Below are 21,674 nucleotides of genomic sequence, written 5' to 3' on the forward strand. Positions count from 1 at the left end.
AACCAATGCGAATTGTGCGAAAAATCAAAGCTTTTAAGTTTTACAATGTCGGAATTATAACCATAAGAAGTCTATTGTTTTTATTCTGTATTGGTTTCGGTAAAGTTAATGCGGAACCTCTGACGATAGTGACGGAATTATCTCCCCCATATCAAACATTGGAACAAAACCATATTGGTGGGTATGCCACTGAACAAGTTCGTGCTTTTATGCTTAAAGCGAATTTATCGTATGAGATTGAAATGTACCCCTGGGCTCGCGCGTTCCGCCAAGCTTTAAATAAACCAAACACACTCATCTACGCAATAGCAAAAACCCCAGAACGTCTTGATAAGTTTCATTGGTTTATTAAAGTTTATGAATTTCGACCTTATTTAGTCGGGCATGATGACAAGGCATTGTTGCAAGTAAAAAGTCTGCAGCAAGTGAAAGAATATAGTATTGCGGTACAAAGGCACGATTATGCCCATGAATATTTATCGTCAATTGGGTTTGAAGAAGGAAAAAATCTTATTCTTACGAATTCCATTGTTGATTCTTGGCACTTGTTAAAAAACAAAAAAGTGGATTTTGTAGTAGAAGAATTTGAATATGATCCAATTTCAGAATCAGGTGAAGAGTTTAAATATAAAAAGTACATACCATTAAAAAGTTTATGGCAATCAACGTATTTAGCTGCAAATAAAAATCTAGACAAAGATGTTTTGGAAAAAATGATGTCAACAATGAAAGAATTCGAACAAACGAGATAGAAAGAGATGGGTAATAAATAGAAATGAAATGGTACTCCCAAGGGGATTCGAACCCCTGTTACCGCCGTGAAAGGGCAGTGTCCTAGGCCTCTAGACGATGGGAGCACTAGGTGTATTTCATTATTTTAAAGTGGTACTCCCAAGGGGATTCGAACCCCTGTTACCGCCGTGAAAGGGCAGTGTCCTAGGCCTCTAGACGATGGGAGCACTAAGACTTTAAAAACATAAAACGCTAATTGTTGGTACTCCCAAGGGGATTCGAACCCCTGTTACCGCCGTGAAAGGGCAGTGTCCTAGGCCTCTAGACGATGGGAGCACAGGACAATTAGTATAGCAGTAAGTAAATGGTACTCCCAAGGGGATTCGAACCCCTGTTACCGCCGTGAAAGGGCAGTGTCCTAGGCCTCTAGACGATGGGAGCACTAAGACTTACTTAAACGAAAATTGGTGGAGCTAAGCGGGATCGAACCGCGGACCTCAACACTGCCAGTGTTGCGCTCTCCCAGCTGAGCTATAGCCCCGCTTTTCGCGATGAATTTAAGACAATCTGTGCCTCAAACTCGGGGCGCATTCTATGCACTCACTTTAAATGAGTCAACCATTATTTGAATAAAACTTTGTATTATTAGCGTAAGTGATTAATTTTTTGGCAAGTTGCTTAAAAAACGATTATATGTGACTAAAATATCCGCATTAGCAACAAAAAAGCCAACTTAACGTTGGCTTTTAATCTGTTTAACTAAAGTTTAAGAATTTGCTTCTCTTTGTGCAATAAAGTCCAAAGCCATATCAATTCTTTTGATGACCTTCTCTTTTGGCAACAACTCAAGTGTGACGTCTAATGATGGTGAATTACCGCTACCGGTTGTCGCAACACGTAGTGGCATCCCAACTTTACCCATGCCAACGTCCAGTTGTTCCGCGGTACCGTTAATTGCAGCTTGTATAGACTCAGCATCCCACGAGGTTAAATCCTGGAGCTTTTGTTTAGCCACTTGCAATGCTTCCTTCGCTACTGGGCGTAAATGTTTCTTAGCGGCCTTTTCGTCAAACTCAGAAAAATCCTGATAGAAATAAGCGCTTATTTCTGCAAGTTCTTTAAGAGTTTTAACCCTTTCCGCCTGAATTTCTACGATAGCTTCTAATTTAGGACCATTTGCAACATCTACATTCTGGTTTTCAAAATGCCAAGCTAAGTGTTTAGCAACTTCTGTCGCAGGCAACAATTTCATGTATTGTTGGTTCATCCAATTTAATTTTTCGGTATTGAACCCAGAGGCCGACTTATTAATTGACGCAATATCAAAGTGAGTAAATAGCTCATCAAGAGTAAATACTTCCTGATCACCATGAGACCAACCTAAACGCACCAAATAATTTATTAGAGCCTGTGGTAAATAGCCGTCATCACGATACTGCATAACCCCTACTGCACCGTGTCGCTTTGATAATTTCTTACCGTCATCACCTAAAATCATCGAACAATGAGCGTAAGTTGGCACTGTCGCACCAAAGGCTTCAAATATATTGATTTGCTTAGCGGTATTTATTAAATGATCTTCGCCTCGAACCACATGAGTCATTTCCATTTGCCAATCGTCGATGACAACACAGAAATTATAGGTTGGACTACCATCAGTACGTTGAATGATCATGTCATCCATTTCGTCGTTCGATATTTCCATCTCGCCACGGATAACGTCAGTCCACTTTACACTGCCTTCTTTAGGGTTTCTAAAACGAACAACATAAGGTGCATCCTGAGCAGCATCTGTTGAGCCATGAGAACAATGACCGTCATAACCAGTGCGTTGGCCATTTGCTTCTTGTTCTTCACGTAAGGCATCTAAACGTTCTTTAGAGCAATAACATTTATACGCTTTATCCTGTTCAATTAATTTTTGAACAAATTCCTTATATAAGTCAAAACGCTTGGTTTGATAAAAAATCTCGCCATCGTTTTCCATCCCTAACCACTTCATACCATCTAAAATGGCTTGAACCGCTTCAGGAGTTGAACGCTCCAAATCGGTATCTTCAATACGAAGGATAAATTTTCCACCGCTTTTTTTGGCATATAACCAAGAATATAAAGCAGTACGAGCACCACCAACGTGCAAATAGCCAGTCGGGCTAGGGGCAAAACGAGTCACAACAGTCATGTTTGTTTCCAATAAAATGTATTCTTGAATAATTGCGGGCTATTCTATAAAAAAGTCAGCCTTATAGACAGTGCGAATTAAAAGGAGTGGTAAATGAATTATTGGCTATTTAAATCGGAACCCGATGAATATGGTATTGAACACCTCAAAAACGAGCCACAACAAATTGGTCGCTGGGATGGCATTCGCAATTATCAGGCACGTAATCTGTTGCGAGATGACGCAAAAATTGGTGATGGCGTATTATTTTATCACTCCAGTTGCAAACAGGTTGGTATTGCTGGTATCGCTGAAATTGTGTCGCCCCCCTACCCTGACCCATTACAATTTGACCCGGAATCAAAGTATTTTGATCCTAAATCAACCAAAGAAAACCCACGTTGGGTCTGTTTAGACATTAAATATGTCCGACACAACAAAAAATTTATTCCTTTAACTCAAATAAAAACAACAAAATTATTAGAAAAAATGGTTTTGGTTAACCGCAGTAGACTCTCAATTCAGCCAGTAACATATGATGAGTGGCAAATTATCAACCAACTTGCGATGAATATTTAACCTCAAAATTGCAATTATCGCCCTTTTTGCTCAAGAAACCATCGAAAGGTCAAAAACATTAAAATTATAGTTGACTCTTTTTAGTCGCTACTTATAATACGCCCCACTTAAACGACACAGCGCGTTTAAGAGATAATGCTGGGCGGTTAGCTCAGCTGGGAGAGCATCGCCCTTACAAGGCGAGGGTCACTGGTTCGAGCCCAGTACCGCCCACCAATTTTTTTTATTGGTTCAGCATTATCTACAGATTTTAAATGGGCGGTTAGCTCAGTTGGGAGAGCATCGCCCTTACAAGGCGAGGGTCACTGGTTCGAGCCCAGTACCGCCCACCATTTAAAATCATATCTCTCTGGTAAAGTGGGCGGTTAGCTCAGCTGGGAGAGCATCGCCCTTACAAGGCGAGGGTCACTGGTTCGAGCCCAGTACCGCCCACCACTTTACTGTCGCATAAGAGTTATTAGTCACTTCGGTTTAATTCATTCTATAAAACGATTCATCTTCTAATAAGCTTCTATTTCTTTTTTCGATCTAAATTCATCCTATTTAACCGCTTAGTCTCTTTTTCGACTAATTTAACGATAAAACGATTGTTGTTACCCCCTCATCACAGGCAAAACATCCCTTTCTATCGCTCATCAAACAAACTTTTATTGCGAATATACTTCTGCATATAATGGTAAGTAATTGGCCTTAACAACCAACTTTTAATCGATAACCATAGTCGCTTTGACGGGCTAATATTTTCAAACATAACCCCTTCGTGTAACCACAAAGACTTGCCAACATGTCGATAAATAAAAGGCAACGGTGGTAAAAACGTGACAATATCAACGTCACAGCATATTCGGTAGGTCTTATGATGAAGACTGTAATTGCGATAGAATAACTGCCCGCCGCAGGAAGGCTGGCCAAAAGTGACTACGCGTTTTACTTTTACATTAGGAAGTTGATAGAAGCGGTCTGCAAACAAAACTGCAAGAGAACCGCCCGTCGAATGCCCCGTAAACGTTACCCTCTTGCCCTCTTTCATAAGTGGTATTAATACGTTTTGGATCCGTATACCTAGTGGTAACTTTTCTGAAGAATCGCTTACAAAACTGGGCTGTTTTAGTAAATTATGCATTCCCCAATGAATATCAAATTTTCTATTTTGATCACGATACCTTTTTTTAAATGCACATAGATTAAATAGCCAATCATACACATTGTGAGATCCGCGAAAGACAACTACCACTTCCTTTTTGTGTTTTTGCCAGACGATTCGGACACATGATTTGTGAAACCTATCTAAAATTTCGACCTGCTCAAAATGACCAAAGTCGGCGATAAGCTCACTATCTTTTAAATAAGCAAGTTGACACAATATTGCGTACTTTTCGTATGCATAACGTTTAAGTCGTTTCAACCCGTGTCCTATATAAGCACTAATACATGCATTAAAATTTGTCTAAATATAATTGCCTCGGACTATATTGTGTTTTTGTTAAGCTTTTATGAAAATGCTCTGGTTGTAAAAAAAGTAAAATAATCAATACGTTTTTGACACGACAATATCGTGCCCTATCCTTTAATTAATCTCATCTGTGATGCACAGTACGCGCAACTAAGCTCATAAATAAAAAAAGACATTTTCTATGAATACGTCCTTAACTGAAGAACAACAACTAATCCAAGATACTGCTCGGCAGTTTGCAGAACAAGAACTTGCTCCTGTGGCGGCAAAACATGATATTGCAACTGATCAAACGTTGTTTTTAAGTAATCTAAAACAACTTGCCGAACTCGGATTTATGGGACTTAACACAAATGCCGATTATGGCGGAACAGAAGCAGGCACTGTTGCTTTTAGCTTGGCAATTACTGAACTTGCAAAAAGTTGCGCTGCGACAGCGGTAACCACATCTGTCACTAACATGGTTGCAGAAGTCATCCAAGCAGTCGGCAATAAGCAACAAAAACAACACTATTTACCTAAAATATGTTCAGGCGAATATCCAGCAGCAGGGTTCTGTTTAACCGAATCAGGTGCAGGCAGCGATCCTTCCTCTATGCGCACATCGGCTGTTAAAGACGGCGACGACTATATTCTAAATGGCTCAAAAATATTTATTACAAGTGCAGAGTTTGCTGGGGTATTTGTCGTTTGGGCCGTCACTGATAAAGACGCGCCAAACGGCAAGGGTATTTCGTGTTTTCTTGTCGAAAGACAAACTCCCGGCGTCATCATTGGGCCAGCAGAGCACAAAATGGGGCAAAAAGCGTCACCTACCAATGAAGTGATCTTTGAAAACTGTCGTGTGCCTTCCTCTGCATTAATGGGAAAAGAAAATCATGGTTTTAAAGTGGCTGTTACAGAGTTATCTGGAGGCCGAATTGGCATCGGTTCGTTAGCGCTTGGTATTGGTTTGGCGGCGATGGATGTAGCGCGAAGTTATATAGCAGAACGCAAACAATTCGGTCAAACCTTAGATAAATTTCAAGGATTGCAATGGATGTTAGCTGACCGTTATACCGACTTGGAAGCCGCCCGTATGTTGTTAATGAACGCAGCAAGTTTAAAAGAACGTGGTAAACCATTTGCAAAAGAGGCTTCTATGGCAAAACTATTTGCCTCTGAAAAAGCAAATTCAGCCTGTTATGACGCTCTGCAAATGTTAGGTGGTTACGGCTACATTAAAGAGTATCCATTAGAACGATTTGCCCGAGATGTTCGAATTACCTCAATATATGAAGGTACGTCAGAAATACAACGTATTGTCATTGCCCGCGAACTATTAAAAGAACTAAATTAGAGGCCTGTTATGGATCATAAAAATAAAGTAGCCGTTATTACTGGCGGCGCATCAGGGTTAGGAAAAGCAACATGTGAGCAACTTGTTAAATTGGGTTTAAAAGTTGCTATTTTTGATTTAAATGAAGAACAAGCAAAACTGACCGTAGAATCTTTAGGTCAAGAGAACGCGATTTATTGCCTTGTTGATGTAACTGATGAATTATCAACCCAAAGTGCGTTTAAAAAAGTCCTAAATCATTATGGCGCTATCCATGTTTGTGTTAACTGCGCCGGTATTGCTCCAGCTGCAAAAGTACTTGACCGAGATGGTACTGCTATGGCCTTAAGTAAATTTACGACGGCCATAAATATTAATTTAATTGGCACATTTAACGTTGCGAAGTTAGCGGCAGAATACATGGCTAAAAATGAGCCACTGAATGACTCTCTCGAACGCGGTGTAATAATTAATACGGCGTCAGTAGCAGGCTATGAAGGGCAAATGGGACAAAGTGCTTATGCTGCAAGTAAAGGCGCAATCATCGCGCTTAGTTTACCGATGGCGCGTGATTTAGCTCGTTCAGGTATTAGAGTGAATGCAATCGCCCCTGGTATCATGGGAACACCGATGTTGTTAGGTATGCCAGACAATGTGCAGGAAAGTTTAGTCAATAATATCCAATTTCCGAAACGCATGGGTTACCCAGCAGAATTTGGTGACTTAGTAGGACATATTATTGCGAATGCTTATATTAACGGTGAAACCATTAGACTAGATGGCGCGATAAGAATGCAACCTCGCTAAAGAGGTTGCACTTTTACCAAATCAGAGTCGTTTAATAAAACTTAACAGGGGCTTTTTAGCTGTTAGGCATAAAAATCTAAGTGGCGACGACCTTCGTTGTCACGATAGACGCCCTTGCCCTTGGAATTTGTCTCAGTTTCATCTTTTTCTTCCGGCTCGACTTCTAACGTATCATCATCTTTAGACGCCGCATGCTGATGTTGATTTTTAGGATCGTCTTCACTAATTTCACGTGACTTACTATCTTTATATGTTGGGTTTATTGCATAATGATTTTTTTTATCCGGCTCATTTGGAATAGGACGCGTCAACACGCTATATAAAAAATCTACCATATCTCAGCTCCTTTAATTTTATATTGTCACAATTTTGACATTTAAATCGGAATATAGTTCACTTATTAACCATTTATCGACAGTTATTCAATTTAGTTGAGTTTTTGATATTTTTTTTATAAAAAGTCGGTTGCATTTTCCTCAAAATGAGCATAATTTGAATAATAACTCTAAATCAGAGCAAAAAATAAAAAGAAGCGAACCTGAAAATGACTACAACAATTTGGCATCATCATCATTTACCAACGAAATAGTTTTCAGCTGATTTCGCTGGAGATTATTGTAATAGTCTCCTAAGCACAGCATTGCAAACCCCGGAGGCTACACCTTCGGGGTTTTTTACATTTTAACGATTTAAATAAAAATATTTTGGGACACCAACATGACTGACAAATCTAGACTCCGTATAGCAGTACAAAAAAAAGGCCGATTGAGTGACGAATCACTGAAATTACTTAAAGCAATTGGCGTAAAATTGTCGATCCGAGATAGATTGCTCATCGCTCATTCAACCAACCTACCTATCGACTTATTACTTGTCCGTGATGATGATATTCCAGGTTTGGTGATGGATGGTATTGCTGACCTCGGATTCATTGGTGAAAACGAGCTTGAAGAAAAAATGTTAGAACGTGAAGCTGCAAATGAACCGGCTGATTACAAACTACTTAAACGTCTCGAATACGGCGGATGTCGTTTATCAATTGCTGTTCCAAACGAATTTGAATACGAAGGCCTTTCATCATTTGAAGGCACAAGTATCGCAACAACTTACCCGCAGCTTCTAAAACGATTTTTACAAAAAAATAACATCGCAGCGCAGCCAGTAATGTTAACGGGTTCAGTAGAAGTAGCCCCTCGTGCTGGTATCGCCGACGCAATATGTGACCTCGTTTCTACCGGTGCAACTCTAGATGCTAATGGATTATACGAAGCGATTGAAATATTTAAATCAAAAGCAGTTTTGATCCAAAAACAAGAAACCTTGTCTGCTGATAAACAACAATTGATCGATACTTTACTGCCGCGCATCAACGGCGTTATGCAAGCGAAAGAATCAAAATACATCATGTTACACGCGCCAAAAAACAAGTTAGAGCAAGTTAAGGCTTTATTACCAGGTGTTGAAAACCCAACTGTTTTACCTTTATCTGGGAATGACGACCAAGTGGCTATTCACGTTGTTAGTAAAGAAAATCTATTCTGGGAAACGATGGAAAACCTAAAAGATTTAGGCTGTACGTCGATTTTAGTTATGCCAATTGAAAAAATGATGGGCTAATTTATGATTACATGGCAGTCACTGTCGTCGTCGCAGCAATTACAGGTGTTAGAACGCCCTGTAATTGCAGGTCGCCAAGGGTTAACTTCGACAGTACAGGACATTATAAAACAAGTACGAACTCAAGGCGACGCAGCGTTATTGGCGTTGGCAGAAAAGTTTGATGGCATTACCTTGCCACAGCTTAAATTGACTGACCAACAAAAACAAAAAACGCTGACCTTATTATCACCAGAAGCAAAAGCAGCAATTGATTTAGCTTACAACAACATTAAGCAATTTCACCAAGCACAAGTGGCGCAAGATATTAGTATCACGACTAGTGAAGGTGTGAATTGTCAGCTAATCAATCGCCCTATTGCTGCGGTCGGACTATATGTTCCAGGTGGCAGCGCGCCACTTCCATCAACGGTTTTAATGTTAGGTGTCCCGTCGCAAATATCAGGTTGTAAACGGGTGGTTTTGTTTACTCCAGCGGACACAAGACCAGAAAATTACGGCAGTATTACACCAGAAATATTGTACGCGGCGGAAATTTGTGGTGTCAATGAAATCTATTTATCAGGCGGCGCACAGGCGATTGCTGCAATGGCTTATGGAACGGAGTCAGTCAAAAAAGTAGATAAGATTTTTGGTCCAGGTAATAGTTTTGTTACAGAAGCAAAACAGCAAGTGAGTTTAGACCCTGCTGGTGCGGCAATCGATATGCCAGCTGGCCCGTCAGAGGTCCTTGTGATTGCCGATAAAAATGCTAACCCAGAATTTATCGCAGCAGACTTGTTGTCTCAGGCTGAACACGGTCCTGACTCGCAAGTTATTTTAGTCGCAGATGACGTGAACGTAATTAACGAAACTGCAGCGGCAATCGAACGACAACTTGCCGTTTTGACAAGAGCCGACATTGCCCGAAAAGCACTAGCTAATAGTCAGCTTATTTTAACTGAATCACTTGATCAAAGCATTGAGATCAGCAATAGATATGCACCTGAACACTTAATAGTTCAAACAGATAATGCGACGGAATTATTACCACTGCTCGACAATGCCGCGTCTATCTTTTTAGGGGCCTACACACCTGAAAGTGCTGGTGATTATGCGAGTGGCACTAATCATGTATTGCCAACATATGGCTATTCTAAAGTACTTAGCTCGTTAAACCTGGCAGATTTTAATCGTAAATTCACCGTGCAAACGGTCACTGAGACAGGTATTAAAAATATCGGTCCAGCTATTATGACATTAGCGAATGCTGAAGGTCTTGATGCCCATAGAAACGCCGTAAAAGTGCGACTAGATGCATTAACTGCAGGAGCGGACAATGACAACTAATATTGATAACTTAGTTAGTGAACTGATTCGCCCAGAGTTGAAGACTCTAAAACCTTATGAGTCAGCTAGACGTTTGTTCTCAATGGCAAATGCCGGTGAAGTCGATACCGTTTGGCTAAATGCTAACGAAAATCCTTCAGTCCCAGAGATCTCAATAAACCCAGCCCTCTATAACCGTTATCCAGATTTTCAGCCTGAGCCGCTAATTGCCGCTTATGCTGAATACGCTGGGGTTGAAACCAATCAAGTATTATCAACACGTGGCGCGGACGAAAGCATCGAATTATTGATACGTACATTTTGTCGTGCCGATGGCACTGACTCGATTGTCATTTGCCCACCGACGTACGGTATGTATGCCATAAGTGCCGAAACGCACGGAGCATTAATCAAAAAAGTACCGCTAACTCCTGAGATGCAATTGGATTTACCGGCGGTTTATCAGAACTTAGAAAATACCAATATTGTTTTTGTTTGTAGTCCAAACAATCCGACCGGCAATATTATCAATCGTAATGACTTTATTGCGTTGCTTGATGAGTGCAAAAATAAATGCCTTGTAGTAGCAGATGAAGCCTACATTGAGTTTTGTCCTGAAGCGACGATGGTCGATTTACTGGTGACTTATCCAAATCTTGTTATCACACGTACGTTATCAAAAGCCTTTGGCCTAGCAGGATTACGTTGTGGTTTCACTTTGGCGGATCCAAGCGTAATTGATGCATTAAAAAAAGTTATTGCACCATATCCAGTCCCTGCTCCGGTTGCCCAAATCGCAACAGATGCTTTGTCAACAAAAGGGTTAAGCTGGATGACTGAGCAAGTCACACACTTAAATAAATTACGTGACGGTTTTATTGCCCACGCCCAGCAATGGCAACTGGTCAGTCACGTGTACCCCTCTCAAACTAATTTTGTGCTATTAAAACTCAATGCCAAACTCGATGCTGCTGAGGTATTAAATACCTTCGTTGAAAAAGGCATATTGCTGCGTAATCAATCGAAGCAATTGATGTTAGAGAACACATTACGCGTCACAATCGGCAACGAAAGCCAAATGACCGCCGTATTAAACCAATTTTTACAGGTAGAAAAAACACTATGAGCAATCAACAACGCATTTTATTTATCGACCGTGACGGTACATTAGTTGAAGAACCTTTAGTTGATAAACAACTCGATACGTTAGAAAAACTTGTTTTTGAGCCTATGGTGTTGCCTGTTTTAACGCGCTTACAAAATAAAGGTTACAAGCTTGTAATGGTTTCAAACCAAGACGGTTTGGGCACAGATGCCTTTCCACAAGAAGACTTTGACTTACCGCACGATAAAATGATGCACATTTTTGTGTCTCAAGGTGTGGTATTTCAAGATGTCTTGATCTGTCCTCATTTTGACCACCAAGATTGCAGCTGTCGTAAGCCCAAACTGGGTTTAGTAAAAGATTATTTGCAGCAAGGCAAAGTCGATTTTACTGACAGCTTTGTCATTGGAGATCGTGAAACTGATATCCAACTTGCAGAAAACATGGGTATCAAAGGCATTAAATACGACCGTGAAACTAACAACTGGTTAGCTATAGAAGCGGCGTTAACAACCCAACAACGTATCGCTGAAGTCGTAAGAACAACCTCTGAAACTGACATTCGTGTTGCGGTTAACTTAGATTCGACAGCCAAGTCTGTGATCGAAACTGGCATGGGATTTTTTGACCATATGCTAGATCAAATCGCGACTCACGGTGGTTTCCACTTAAATCTGACTACAGATGGCGATCTTCATATCGATGACCACCACAGCGTTGAGGATACGGCACTTGCTCTTGGTCAAGCGCTGAAAGAAGCCTTAGGTGATAAACGTGGAATTGGTCGTTTTGGATTTGCATTGCCAATGGATGAATGTAAAGCAGAAGCAATTTTAGATATTTCAGGTCGTCCGCATCTAGTGTTTAAAGCTGAGTTTACCCAAGAGCGAGTTGGTGAAATGTCGACCCAAATGGTTGAACACTTCTTTTATTCTTTAGCGCAATCTATGGGGTTAACATTACACCTGTCGACAACGAAAGGAAATGCCCATCATCAAGTAGAAAGCCTATTTAAAGTATTTGGGCGTGCGCTAAGAGCAGCCCTTAAAGTAGAAGGTGATGTACTGCCCAGCTCAAAAGGAGCACTTTAATGGCCGAGCAAAAAATTGTCATTATTGACACTGGCTGTGCCAATATTTCATCGGTGAAATTTGCTTTAGGGCGACTTTCAAACAACGTAGTTGTGAGTGATGATAAAGCCGTTATCAAACAAGCTGACAAGGTATTATTACCGGGTGTCGGTTCGGCATCTGCGGCGATGGCTTCAATTGCACAAAAGGAACTTATTGAATTTATTCAAGAGTTACAACAACCTGTCTTAGGTATTTGTTTAGGTATGCAATTGATGACGACGCAATCGGAAGAAATTCCTGGAAGCCATATTGTTGAAAATAAAATCGACAATATCGCCTGTTTAGATTTAATTCCAACCACTGTTTCTCGAATGAAAACGGGAAATCTGGTCCTGCCTCACATGGGCTGGAACCAAATTAATGTGGAAGGTGATAACCCTCTTTTCGCTAATATTGCCGATGGCAGCTATTTCTATTTTGTGCATAGTTTTTGTGCGCCTATTAGCGACTATACATTAGCAAGTTGTAATTACGGACAAGCGTTTTCCGCCGCGATTGGCAAAGACAATTTTTATGGTGTGCAATTCCACCCTGAACGAAGCGGCACTGCAGGTGCACAACTACTTAAAAACTTTATTGAGATGTAAACATGATCATTCCAGCAATTGACTTAATTGAAGGTTCCGTTGTCCGCCTATATCAAGGTGACTACGACCAGAAAACCGAATACAAAATTGACCCAATCGAACTTGTTGAAGATTATGCCCGTCAAGGCTCAACTTGGTTACACATCGTCGACCTTACTGGCGCAAAAGACACTGCTAAACGTCAATTGTCACTCATCAAAAAAATGGTCGACACTGGTAAAATGAAGTTTCAGACCGGCGGTGGTATTCGTACCGAAGACGACGTAAAGCATTTGTTAGACGTAGGTATTAGTCGAGTTGTTATTGGTTCTTTGGCTGCAAAAGAGCCTGAGTTAGTTAAATCATGGATGCAAAAGTACGGTCCAGAACAAATCGTATTGGCGCTTGATATTAATATCAATGCAAAAGGCGAAAAAATGATAGCCACGCACGGCTGGCAAGAAGACTCAGGTGTTGAGCTAGAAGCTCTTGTGGACGATTTTTTGACTGTCGGCCTAAAGCATGTGCTTTGTACTGACATAAGCAAAGACGGGACGTTACAAGGCCCAAATCAGGCACTTTATACAGAATTAGCAGCTCAATATCCGCAAATTAGTTGGCAAGCTTCGGGTGGCATCAGCTGTATCGGTGACATTACCGCTTTAAAACCGGTACTGCGAGACTCTGGAATATCGAATGCAACGCCTTCAGGGGTTATTTTAGGGCGTTCTTTATTGGAAGGTAAATTTACTGTTGAAGAAGCTATTTCAGCTTGGCAACAGTAACCCCATGACAACATGGTTTCTCTCTTATCATATTAAGTACAGTTAGTTGATTCGAGCTAAGTGTGTGCTAAGGGAGTGACCATGTTATTAAAAACAACATTTTTTCCCCTGTTTTTATTCCCCCTATTAACTTCACTTTAGGTCGTCGCCGATTAATTGCTATATTTTCACATGTTGTGTTTACGCTGACGGTTTCGAACAAAAAACATTAAGATTAGTTTCAGCTATTTTGGACGTTAAAGTACGGGCACACTAACAGGGCGTAGTCGATATTTAGCTGTAAGGAAAAAGCACAAATTGAGAAAAGATAAATTTGCGGCATTAGATGTTTGGTAAGGCGACTAAGTTTATTGTTGCCGCCCTATTTCCAAACATCACGATAAATTGGTATGCCTCTCGTTAAAGAGTCACCGACTCGCGTTCTGTTTTTAATCCAAATAATTTCTTCAAAACAATTGCTGCGGGGCAAATTCCAGTAAAACTAGATTGAATTAAATTGACGCCAACAAAAACCGTAAGCCAAACAAATAAAGGCGAAACCAAATTTGTTAAAACTACGGATAATAGGATCATAAAACCTGCAAATATGTTAATTGCCTTTTCAACAGTCATTTTCAAAACCTTATATTAGTAAACTCTAATAAACGACTTTACATTAGTATTAGCTAATATACAAGAAGCACTGGGCATAAAAAAACCAGCCCTCGGCTGGTTTTCATAACAATATTTAGTTAAACGCTTAATAATGAACTATTTGATATAAGCTTCACGTTTACCTGAAGTAGAAATATAACGCTCTCTAAGTTTGTCCTGTCTTGAATCAGTGGATGTTTCGTTACCTTCAATCCATAACATTTCGACTTTAGATGAAATTTCAAATGGGTCGCCGCTCCATAAAACCAAATTTGCAGGTTGCCCTACTTCTACAGTGCCTCCTTTAAAACCAAATATTGACGCTGGATTTTTGGTTAAGGCCGCAAGTGCGCCTTGAACCGACATACCGTATGATATTGCATTACCGGCTTCAAAACGTAGATTTTTTATCAAGTGTGAATCGCTATTTGCAAATATAACCTTAACACCCGCTAAGTCTAATTCCCCGGCATTCTTTAGGGAACTATCTAATGAATCAAAATCACCTGGCAGATTATCAACGCCGCCAATAATTACGGTTACATTTGCTTTTGCGAGTTGTTGTTTAACTTTTACAGCCCCGCTCGCGCCAGCAATAGCGAGTTTAATACCATACTTTTCTTTCAATTTAATCAACTGCAAAATATCGCTAGGTCGTGACGCATAAGCAATCAATGGTATTTCTTTCGCTAATACCCGGTTAATGGCCGTTTCATCAACTGTCGGCTCTTTACCGTCATCCTTGCTATCATCCTTAGCCATTTTTTTAACTTGAGCGTCAAACGTGGCCGCTAATTCATTAAAATTAGACGCTCGTGAATCACTAGATGAACCTCCAAAATAAGCTACTACAGACGAGCCAACAGTTTCAACCGAATCGAACTTCGATGATAATTCAACGTTAAAGGTTAGTCCTGAAAACAGCTCACTGTTATAACCAGGTGTAACAACGGAATGAGTTATCCCCCCTTTACGTGCAAATGGAATTAGCGACGTTTCAGGGTTAAATGCAGTTGACGCATCAAATCCAGCGCCGCCCTTCTTAGGCTTCTCATCTCGTGATGTTTTCACTGCACCCACTTCAATTAGTCCCAATTGATTGAGTGACGCGATAAAGCCTGGTGTTAATATTCGACCTTGGCCATCAACTGTGCGGTCGACCTCCAAACTTGGTGGGTTAAAAGCGACAATTTTGCCATCTTCTAAAACGACATTAACTCCAACTAAGATACCTTTATCTGTACCGGTATAAACAGTTGTATTGGTGATTGCGACCATTTCGCTGAAAGCAGAAAAGCTCATCAACATTGCCGTGATCACTGAAATTTTGTTCATTAATTTACGTTTGTTCATGACGCTTCTCCTATTGTTGACCTAACATGAAATCGCTAACTGCTTGATATTTTTCATCATGGAGATCAAACACTTTGTCACCATCAACAAATACTTTTTCTGCTTTCGCGTAGACACTAAATGGGTTTTTATTCCAAATAACAACATCGGCCTGTTTACCACTTTCCAATGTTCCTGTTTGGTCATCAATTCCTAACGACTTAGCTGCATTCGCTGTTATCCAAGTAATCGCTTTAGCTTCGTCAATGTCAAAACCTTGCTCTTTTGCACGATACATAACTTTTGCCGCTTCTTGGTTCAGACGTTGAATCGTCGTATCAGAATCTGAATGAATAATCGCACAAGAGTTTTTAAATGAATCAACTACCGCCGCATTTTCTGGGATCATGTCGTAGGCTTCCATCTTGAATCCCCACCAGTCTGGCCACATCGCCGCACAAAGGTTGTTTTCTGCAAGCAAGCCTCCTATTTTGTAGGCTTCAATTGCGTGGTGGAATGTACCCGCGCTATAACCAAACTCTTTTGACATATCGACCATCATAGCCATTTCTTCTGCTTTATAGCAGTGGTTATGGATCTTAATGTCGCCTTCGAGTACCCCTTGAAGTGTGTCCATTTGAATGTTGCGAGCTGGCGCTTCAGGATTTAGTCCCGCTTCATAATCGCGTTCATATTTATCCCATGAACGTTTATATTCAACTGCCTCTGCAAATGCCATTCGATAACCCGCCATGTTCCCCATACGAGTCATAGGAGCGTCTTTGCGGCTACCATAGACACGTTTAGGGTTTTCACCACAAGCCATTTTAAGGCCATAAGGTGCATCAGGGAATTTCATCGCTTGCATCGTTGGTGCTGGCACATTTTTTAATGTAACGCCTCGGCCACCAATTAAGTTTCCTGAACCTGGTAAGATTTGAAGGGATGTAATGCCACCAGCACGCGCTGCGTTAAAGCCAGGGTCCTGAGGCCAAATTGAATGTTCAACCCAAACTTCGGCGGTAACAGGGTTAGTCATTTCATTGCCATCTTGATGAGACTCGACACTAGGGCTCGGATAGGCCCCTAAATGTGAATGTACATCAATAATGCCAGGGGTTACCCATTTGCCACGACCATTAACAATTGTTGCACTTCCGTGCTCAATATTTTCACCAACTGCTGAGATTTTACCATCTTCGATTAAAACGTCTGCGTTATCAAATCGTTCGCCAGTGCCCGTTAAAACAGTTGCACCTTTGATCAGAATCGTTAATTTGGATTTAACTTGATAAGTACTTGGATATGGATTTGGATTTATTTCAACTTTTGGGTCCTGTGGTGCATTACCGGTACACCCTGCAACAACCGCAAGTGCGGCGGCAGTAAAGCCAAATGCGATTCTACGCATAACTTCATTCCTCTAAATGGTTGTCTCACTGACATGTGTATTAACAATAATCAAAAATTTTGACATAAGCTACAAGCGCTTTACGTTAATTTGCAGGTTTTAAAGGAAATGTTGTTAAATTCACGGCGTAATTTGGGATTGACAGGTATTTTTTAGAGCCTTTGGCAATAAAAGTCGTTTTAATTGCGTAAAAGCACCATTTCCAGGATTATCATCGTTCACAAGATAAACATAACCATTGTCCATTACTATCCCTTCTGCATTAAATAATGCTGGGTAACTATTTTTGGAAATATTGGTCTGCAGATGTTGTTCAGATATATTAACCGTTTTATTAAATACTATTTGCTCAGAGTCCAATTGAATCGACGCCAATACTAATTTAGACCTCTTATTTTGTTTCTCACAAATCGGATCGTTTTTATAACAAAATGACGTAATAATCGCACATTGATCATAAATATGTGTCGCATCACTTATCCTAAACCCATGCTGACTCATTTCGATATCTTGTTGTTCCCCAAATTTATTTAAAGAAATCGCAGGGCGACTCGAAAGTTCAGGTAACAATAGCAATTTTTGGCCGTCCCCCTGCCATAACATAGCTTCATATCCAAAATTGGTAGACTCTTTAATGGTTTTTCCCTGGGGTTGAAGAAACGGTAATGGTTTACTAAATGGTTTAACAACGCCTAGTTGTAACGTTTGCTTTGCGTCATCAAAATCGAGAACCGCACGATATATTTGATGAAATTGAGCATCACCGTCGTTGCCATTGTGTTCATGACTTAAAAATAGGTAGTTTTTATTGTCGCTAAATCCGATAACAATACCTTCCCAGCTAGGCTTTTTAGGAAGATCACCTGTCAACATGATTGACTTCAGCTGTAAAATCTCCGCATTTTCCTCAAATACTGAATCGACATGCTTTTTTGAAACATAAAACAACTTGTGATTTTCCTGTGACACAAATAAAAACATTGAACTCAATTTTGTCATCCCAGATATTTGATGAATTGCGGCACCTGACTCATCGCGTATTAATACACTTTTGTCTGCAGCATCTACCGATGTGATTGACAAAATCGTAACCAAAACTACAAATACTCGTCTATTTATAAGTTTTGACAAATTGTTAAACCTGTTAAAAAACATACTTTTCACATTTAGTCTTTTTTCTATGGATAAGTTATATCGCATTTTAGTTAAACTTCAATGACATAAATAAAAAGTACAGCTTAAATTCTAAAATAATAGATTATTTTTGAGACAAGTTGGTATCTAATCGAAAGGATATATCGTGCAATTTCACTGACCTTTTAAAGGGTTAACTGAGGCGTGACAGGCCGTGCTTTTCACAAGAGCCAAACCAACTGAACTACCGCTCCGCAGCAAGTAGATTTTCATTATTGAACTGGGTAGTTATCAAATGGCGCAAAAGATACTTAACATAAATTTAGAAATAATGGGTGAGACATGTCGTGAGTTCAATATGGTTAACTCGGGAGATACAGGTAAATTATGGAATTGAATATACATCTGCTCTTATAAAACCTGGGGCGGAACGGACGAGGCTCATGCTTTATAAACAAAGAGTGCGACCCCCGGCGTGACAGGCCGATGCTTTTATTAAGAGTCTAACCAACTGAACTACCGCTCCGCAGCACATCGATTTTCATTATCAAACTGGGTAGTTATCAAATGGCGCAAAAGTTACTTAACATAAATTTAGAAATAATGGGTGAGACATGTCGTGAGTTCAATATGGTTAACTCGGGAGATACAGGTAAATTATGGAATTGAATATACATCTTGAATGGCGGAACGGACGAGACTCGAACTCGCGACCCCCGGCGTGACAGGCCGGTATTCTAACCAACTGAACTACCGCTCCGCAGCAAGTAGATTTTCATTATCAAACTGGGTAGTTATCAAATGGCGGAAAGGACAACACTCAAACTCGTTGACCCCAGTCGTGACTGGCCGTGCTTTTCACAAGAGCCGAACCAACTGAACTACCGCTCCGCAGCAAGTAGATTTAAGTTTCTAAGCAAAATATAATCTCACAAAGTGAGATGGCGGAACGGACGAGACTCGAACTCGCGACCCCCGGCGTGACAGGCCGGTATTCTAACCAACTGAACTACCGCTCCGCAGCTGTAGATTTAACTCACAAACAAGAAATAATTGCAGTTGAAATCAACTATCTCCTTTATTCATCAAAGGACAAATGCCTTCATTTGAATAGTCATTTAGCTATAATGTTAAGTGGCGGAACGGACGAGACTCGAACTCGCGACCCCCGGCGTGACAGGCCGGTATTCTAACCAACTGAACTACCGCTCCAGTCTTAACACTAAATCATATCAAAGTAATTGGCGGAACGGACGAGACTCGAACTCGCGACCCCCGGCGTGACAGGCCGGTATTCTAACCAACTGAACTACCGCTCCAGTTACTTCGATACATGTTGCTAAACAACGGCGCGAATATTAAAGTTTGAATCAGACCCCGTCAACAACTTTTTTCATAAATACGTTTTTTTGGTCACTTTCTAGTCTTCTGGCAAGCTAAGGTCTAAAATATCATCAGAACTGTCCAAGTCTAGGCTGTTTTTATCGACCTTTTCTTTATTTTCTTTTTTCCCTGCAGACTTATCACCGCCGGATTTTTTAAGTTTTATTAATTTAATTAAGTTCATAGGGTTTGGAAATGCCTTATTTAAGACAACAACCCAAATAATTATAAATCCAATAACCAATATAATCAGATTAATCAATATCACAAGGCCGATTGAAAGCTCTGGTTCTACTTCAACGGGAACAACCTCAACCGCTTTTTCAGACAACAGTTGTTCTTGCGACATCTCAGGTAAAATTTCAGCCTCGATTTCGGGGCCAGTTGTGACTATCTCATAAACAGGTAACTTAAGTTTAAAGTCGCGCCCAGACAAATCATTTCCAAAAACCTCAGTCGTTATTTTAAACGTACCAAATTCACTTTGAAAAATTTCTAACTCTCTTATGTGTTGCTCTGACAAACTAAAAGTTTGAGTTTCACCATTTGGAAATTCGATCAGGCCTTGAAACATCAATTTATCAGCTTCAATATACATAGGGTCAGCTTCAATCGTTACATAGTGGTATCGTTCGTTAGGGCCGGCTAATTTAACTTTATAGGATATTGGACTAGGTAGGACCGTAATAGGCTCATGTTCAATTTCACGTCCAAATAGTTCGGCTTCTAGTGTGTATTTAGGCATCCAAGTGCCAGTGACAACATCTATATAGTATGAAAGCGTAAAGACGCCGTCATTTGGCTTTTCGTCTAGCCCTTTGCCATCATCAAAAAATTCACCTAATCGATATAAATCGGCACCAAAGTTTTCTTGGTCTAAGTCATTAGTCGAATAAAGCGCTGAACGCACACGGACAACACTTCTAAAACCACTTTCGCTTATTATTTCTTGCGCATTAACTATCTTTGCTTCCGCTTTTAACACTTCATATTGGAAAATAAGGTCTGGTAATTTATCAACAATTAATTCAACTTCAGATAAGACTAAAACTTTACTGTCTTTTTCGATCATTCCAAGCGCTTGCCAAGGCCCAGCAATTGGATTTTTAATTCTTATTAAGTCAAAGTTAACGTCGGCATGCCACTCAAGGTTAATGCCATCGGCATCGCGAGTATAAAGTTTTGAACCATCAGGGCGGACAAGAACAATTGGTTTTGAACCGTGTTTTCGGAAAAACAACATTAGCAATTCATCAACTTCATAATCAACGCGAAATCGATTATTGAGTAATTTTACTTGGTTGCTGCCTTCAAAATTCTTAAGAAAAGCCAATTTTGGTACTGGATTGACTTGTTTTCCGTCAACTGGAATAGAAACCGGATTAACATTTACCGCATTGGCAAATGAGGATACAAATAAAAAAAGTGAAAAAATTATTGTTGTTGTGAATTTCGCCACAAACATGCTCCGTTTTTCTCTACAAGGTCGAGGCGGCTTTCATGTGCCTCTATTTCATTTTGTTCGGCAAATACAACTTTTAAATTACGTTGTTTGACCGTCGAATTTTCGATATTACTTAATCCCGCTGATTTTAGCTGTTGCGCCAAATCTAAATCGCCCTGCCCACCCGTCATTCTAAGGAAAACATCGGCTAAGATCTCAGAATCCAGCAAGGCGCCGTGCATCGTACGGTGTGTATTATCTATTTCATAACGACGACACAAGGCATCAAGATTATTCTTTTGGCCAGGGTGCTTATCGCGGGCCATAACTAGTGTATCGACAATTCCACAGAAATCTGCAGTTTGAGTCCAATCTTGCCACAACTTACCAAATTCGTTATCCATATGACCTATGTCAAATGGCGCATTATGGATGACTAACTCGCCACCGCGAATATAATCAAAAAACTCATCTGCGATATCTTTAAATAGTGGCTTGCCTTGAAGGAATTCATTTGTAATACCATGTACACCAATGGCTTCGTCTTCAATTGCACGACATGGGTCAATATAAACATGGAAGTTATTCCCTGTTAATCGTCTATTGATCATTTCCACACAACCAATTTCAATGATCCTATGACCCGCTTTCGGGTCGATACCTGTGGTTTCTGTATCGAGAATTATTTGTCGTTTTGCCATGAATCGTTTTTATTATTAATGTGATGTGGGTAGAGTATACTCCCTCTTCAGATTGAAAATCATCTTATTGGA

The 21,674-nt window shown here is 40.3% G+C and carries 19 protein-coding genes and 12 tRNA genes; 13 read left to right on the top strand and 18 right to left on the bottom strand.

Annotated features, from left to right (window positions below; translation table 11 throughout):
* Nucleotides 1-5 precede the first annotated feature (5 nt).
* Nucleotides 6-752, top strand: coding sequence for a transporter substrate-binding domain-containing protein (locus tag KO525_RS01695; RefSeq protein WP_215962060.1), 747 nt, complete (start codon nt 6-8; stop codon nt 750-752).
* Nucleotides 753-781: 29 nt separating this feature from the next.
* Here KO525_RS01695 and KO525_RS01700 read toward each other — a convergent pair.
* The 6 genes from KO525_RS01700 to gltX all read right to left on the bottom strand — a co-directional run bounded on the left by KO525_RS01700 (nt 782) and on the right by gltX (nt 2,914).
* Nucleotides 782-857 (bottom strand) — tRNA-Glu (locus KO525_RS01700).
* A 26-nt stretch (nt 858-883) separates the two neighbouring features.
* Nucleotides 884-959, bottom strand: a tRNA-Glu gene (locus tag KO525_RS01705).
* 33 nt (nt 960-992) lie between these two features.
* Nucleotides 993-1,068: transfer RNA gene (locus KO525_RS01710), tRNA-Glu, on the bottom strand.
* Between the two features lie 29 nt (nt 1,069-1,097).
* A tRNA-Glu gene (locus KO525_RS01715) sits at nt 1,098-1,173 on the bottom strand.
* 24 nt (nt 1,174-1,197) lie between these two features.
* Nucleotides 1,198-1,273 (bottom strand) — tRNA-Ala (locus KO525_RS01720).
* A 225-nt stretch (nt 1,274-1,498) separates the two neighbouring features.
* A complete protein-coding gene (gltX, locus tag KO525_RS01725) occupies nt 1,499-2,914 on the bottom strand; it encodes a glutamate--tRNA ligase (protein ID WP_215962061.1) in 1,416 nt (471 codons plus the stop codon).
* Nucleotides 2,915-3,007: 93 nt separating this feature from the next.
* Between gltX and KO525_RS01730 the strand changes: the two genes are divergently transcribed.
* The 4 genes from KO525_RS01730 (at nt 3,008) to KO525_RS01745 (ending at nt 3,907) form a co-directional block, all read left to right on the top strand.
* Nucleotides 3,008-3,472, top strand: a complete 465-nt coding sequence (locus tag KO525_RS01730) for an EVE domain-containing protein (RefSeq protein WP_215962062.1) — start codon at nt 3,008-3,010, stop codon at nt 3,470-3,472.
* 140 nt (nt 3,473-3,612) lie between these two features.
* Nucleotides 3,613-3,688 (top strand) — tRNA-Val (locus tag KO525_RS01735).
* 40 nt (nt 3,689-3,728) lie between these two features.
* Nucleotides 3,729-3,804: transfer RNA gene (locus KO525_RS01740), tRNA-Val, on the top strand.
* Nucleotides 3,805-3,831: 27 nt separating this feature from the next.
* Nucleotides 3,832-3,907, top strand: a tRNA-Val gene (locus KO525_RS01745).
* A gap of 190 nt (nt 3,908-4,097) precedes the next feature.
* Here the strand turns inward: KO525_RS01745 and KO525_RS01750 are convergent.
* Entirely contained in the window at nt 4,098-4,877 is a 780-nt protein-coding gene (locus KO525_RS01750; protein WP_215962063.1) for a lipase, read from the bottom strand.
* Between the two features lie 229 nt (nt 4,878-5,106).
* Here KO525_RS01750 and KO525_RS01755 point away from each other — a divergent pair, with 229 nt between their 5' ends.
* A complete protein-coding gene (locus KO525_RS01755) occupies nt 5,107-6,264 on the top strand; it encodes an acyl-CoA dehydrogenase family protein (protein ID WP_215962064.1) in 1,158 nt (385 codons plus the stop codon).
* A gap of 9 nt (nt 6,265-6,273) precedes the next feature.
* Complete coding sequence (locus KO525_RS01760; protein ID WP_215962065.1) at nt 6,274-7,050, top strand: SDR family NAD(P)-dependent oxidoreductase; 777 nt, start codon at nt 6,274-6,276, stop codon at nt 7,048-7,050.
* Nucleotides 7,051-7,112: 62 nt separating this feature from the next.
* Here the strand turns inward: KO525_RS01760 and KO525_RS01765 are convergent, their stop codons facing one another.
* A complete protein-coding gene (locus tag KO525_RS01765) occupies nt 7,113-7,385 on the bottom strand; it encodes a hypothetical protein (RefSeq protein WP_215962066.1) in 273 nt (90 codons plus the stop codon).
* A 382-nt stretch (nt 7,386-7,767) separates the two neighbouring features.
* On the opposite strand from KO525_RS01765, the gene hisG reads away from it, so the two are divergent.
* From hisG to hisA, 6 genes are read left to right on the top strand one after another with little or no spacing between them, the layout of a single operon-like run.
* Nucleotides 7,768-8,667: an ATP phosphoribosyltransferase gene (gene hisG / locus KO525_RS01770; RefSeq protein WP_215962067.1), complete on the top strand. Its 900-nt coding sequence runs from the start codon at nt 7,768-7,770 to the stop codon at nt 8,665-8,667.
* Nucleotides 8,668-8,670: 3 nt separating this feature from the next.
* The gene (gene hisD, locus KO525_RS01775) at nt 8,671-9,996 is read left to right on the top strand and encodes a histidinol dehydrogenase (RefSeq protein ID WP_215962068.1); all 1,326 of its coding nucleotides are present in this window, start codon (nt 8,671-8,673) and stop codon (nt 9,994-9,996) included.
* Nucleotides 9,986-11,101 (top strand): histidinol-phosphate transaminase, encoded by a 1,116-nt coding sequence (gene hisC, locus KO525_RS01780; RefSeq protein ID WP_252736780.1) that lies wholly within the window; start codon nt 9,986-9,988, stop codon nt 11,099-11,101. Before hisD ends, hisC begins: the two co-directional genes overlap by 11 nt.
* A complete protein-coding gene (gene hisB, locus KO525_RS01785; protein WP_215962069.1) occupies nt 11,098-12,171 on the top strand; it encodes a bifunctional histidinol-phosphatase/imidazoleglycerol-phosphate dehydratase HisB in 1,074 nt (357 codons plus the stop codon). Before hisC ends, hisB begins: the two co-directional genes overlap by 4 nt.
* Complete coding sequence (gene hisH, locus KO525_RS01790) at nt 12,171-12,800, top strand: imidazole glycerol phosphate synthase subunit HisH (RefSeq protein WP_215962070.1); 630 nt, start codon at nt 12,171-12,173, stop codon at nt 12,798-12,800. Before hisB ends, hisH begins: the two co-directional genes overlap by 1 nt.
* 2 nt (nt 12,801-12,802) lie before the next feature.
* Entirely contained in the window at nt 12,803-13,564 is a 762-nt protein-coding gene (hisA, locus tag KO525_RS01795) for a 1-(5-phosphoribosyl)-5-[(5-phosphoribosylamino)methylideneamino]imidazole-4-carboxamide isomerase (RefSeq protein WP_215962071.1), read from the top strand.
* A 399-nt stretch (nt 13,565-13,963) separates the two neighbouring features.
* Here hisA and KO525_RS01800 read toward each other — a convergent pair whose 3' ends face one another.
* From KO525_RS01800 to dnaQ, 10 genes are all read right to left on the bottom strand, one after another.
* A complete protein-coding gene (locus KO525_RS01800) occupies nt 13,964-14,176 on the bottom strand; it encodes a DUF2892 domain-containing protein (protein WP_215962072.1) in 213 nt (70 codons plus the stop codon).
* A gap of 138 nt (nt 14,177-14,314) precedes the next feature.
* On the bottom strand, nt 14,315-15,550 hold the full coding sequence (locus tag KO525_RS01805; RefSeq protein WP_252736779.1) for an amidohydrolase family protein: 1,236 nt from the start codon (nt 15,548-15,550) through the stop codon (nt 14,315-14,317).
* 10 nt (nt 15,551-15,560) lie between these two features.
* Nucleotides 15,561-16,940, bottom strand: a complete 1,380-nt coding sequence (locus KO525_RS01810; protein ID WP_215962073.1) for an amidohydrolase — start codon at nt 16,938-16,940, stop codon at nt 15,561-15,563.
* 120 nt (nt 16,941-17,060) lie between these two features.
* Nucleotides 17,061-18,023 carry a hypothetical protein gene (locus tag KO525_RS01815; RefSeq protein WP_215962074.1) on the bottom strand — a complete coding sequence of 321 codons (963 nt, stop codon included), beginning with the start codon at nt 18,021-18,023 and terminating at the stop codon, nt 17,061-17,063.
* Nucleotides 18,024-18,757: 734 nt separating this feature from the next.
* Nucleotides 18,758-18,834: transfer RNA gene (locus KO525_RS01820), tRNA-Asp, on the bottom strand.
* Between the two features lie 182 nt (nt 18,835-19,016).
* Nucleotides 19,017-19,093: transfer RNA gene (locus KO525_RS01825), tRNA-Asp, on the bottom strand.
* A gap of 116 nt (nt 19,094-19,209) precedes the next feature.
* A tRNA-Asp gene (locus KO525_RS01830) sits at nt 19,210-19,286 on the bottom strand.
* Between the two features lie 30 nt (nt 19,287-19,316).
* Nucleotides 19,317-19,393, bottom strand: a tRNA-Asp gene (locus KO525_RS01835).
* A gap of 101 nt (nt 19,394-19,494) precedes the next feature.
* Nucleotides 19,495-20,916 carry a TIGR03503 family protein gene (locus tag KO525_RS01840; RefSeq protein WP_215962075.1) on the bottom strand — a complete coding sequence of 474 codons (1,422 nt, stop codon included), beginning with the start codon at nt 20,914-20,916 and terminating at the stop codon, nt 19,495-19,497.
* A complete protein-coding gene (dnaQ, locus tag KO525_RS01845) occupies nt 20,892-21,602 on the bottom strand; it encodes a DNA polymerase III subunit epsilon (protein ID WP_215962076.1) in 711 nt (236 codons plus the stop codon). Before dnaQ ends, KO525_RS01840 begins: the two co-directional genes overlap by 25 nt.
* Nucleotides 21,603-21,674: the final 72 nt, after the last annotated feature.

Source organism: Psychrosphaera sp. B3R10, assembly GCF_018861025.1.
Taxonomy (GTDB): domain Bacteria; phylum Pseudomonadota; class Gammaproteobacteria; order Enterobacterales; family Alteromonadaceae; genus Psychrosphaera; species Psychrosphaera algicola.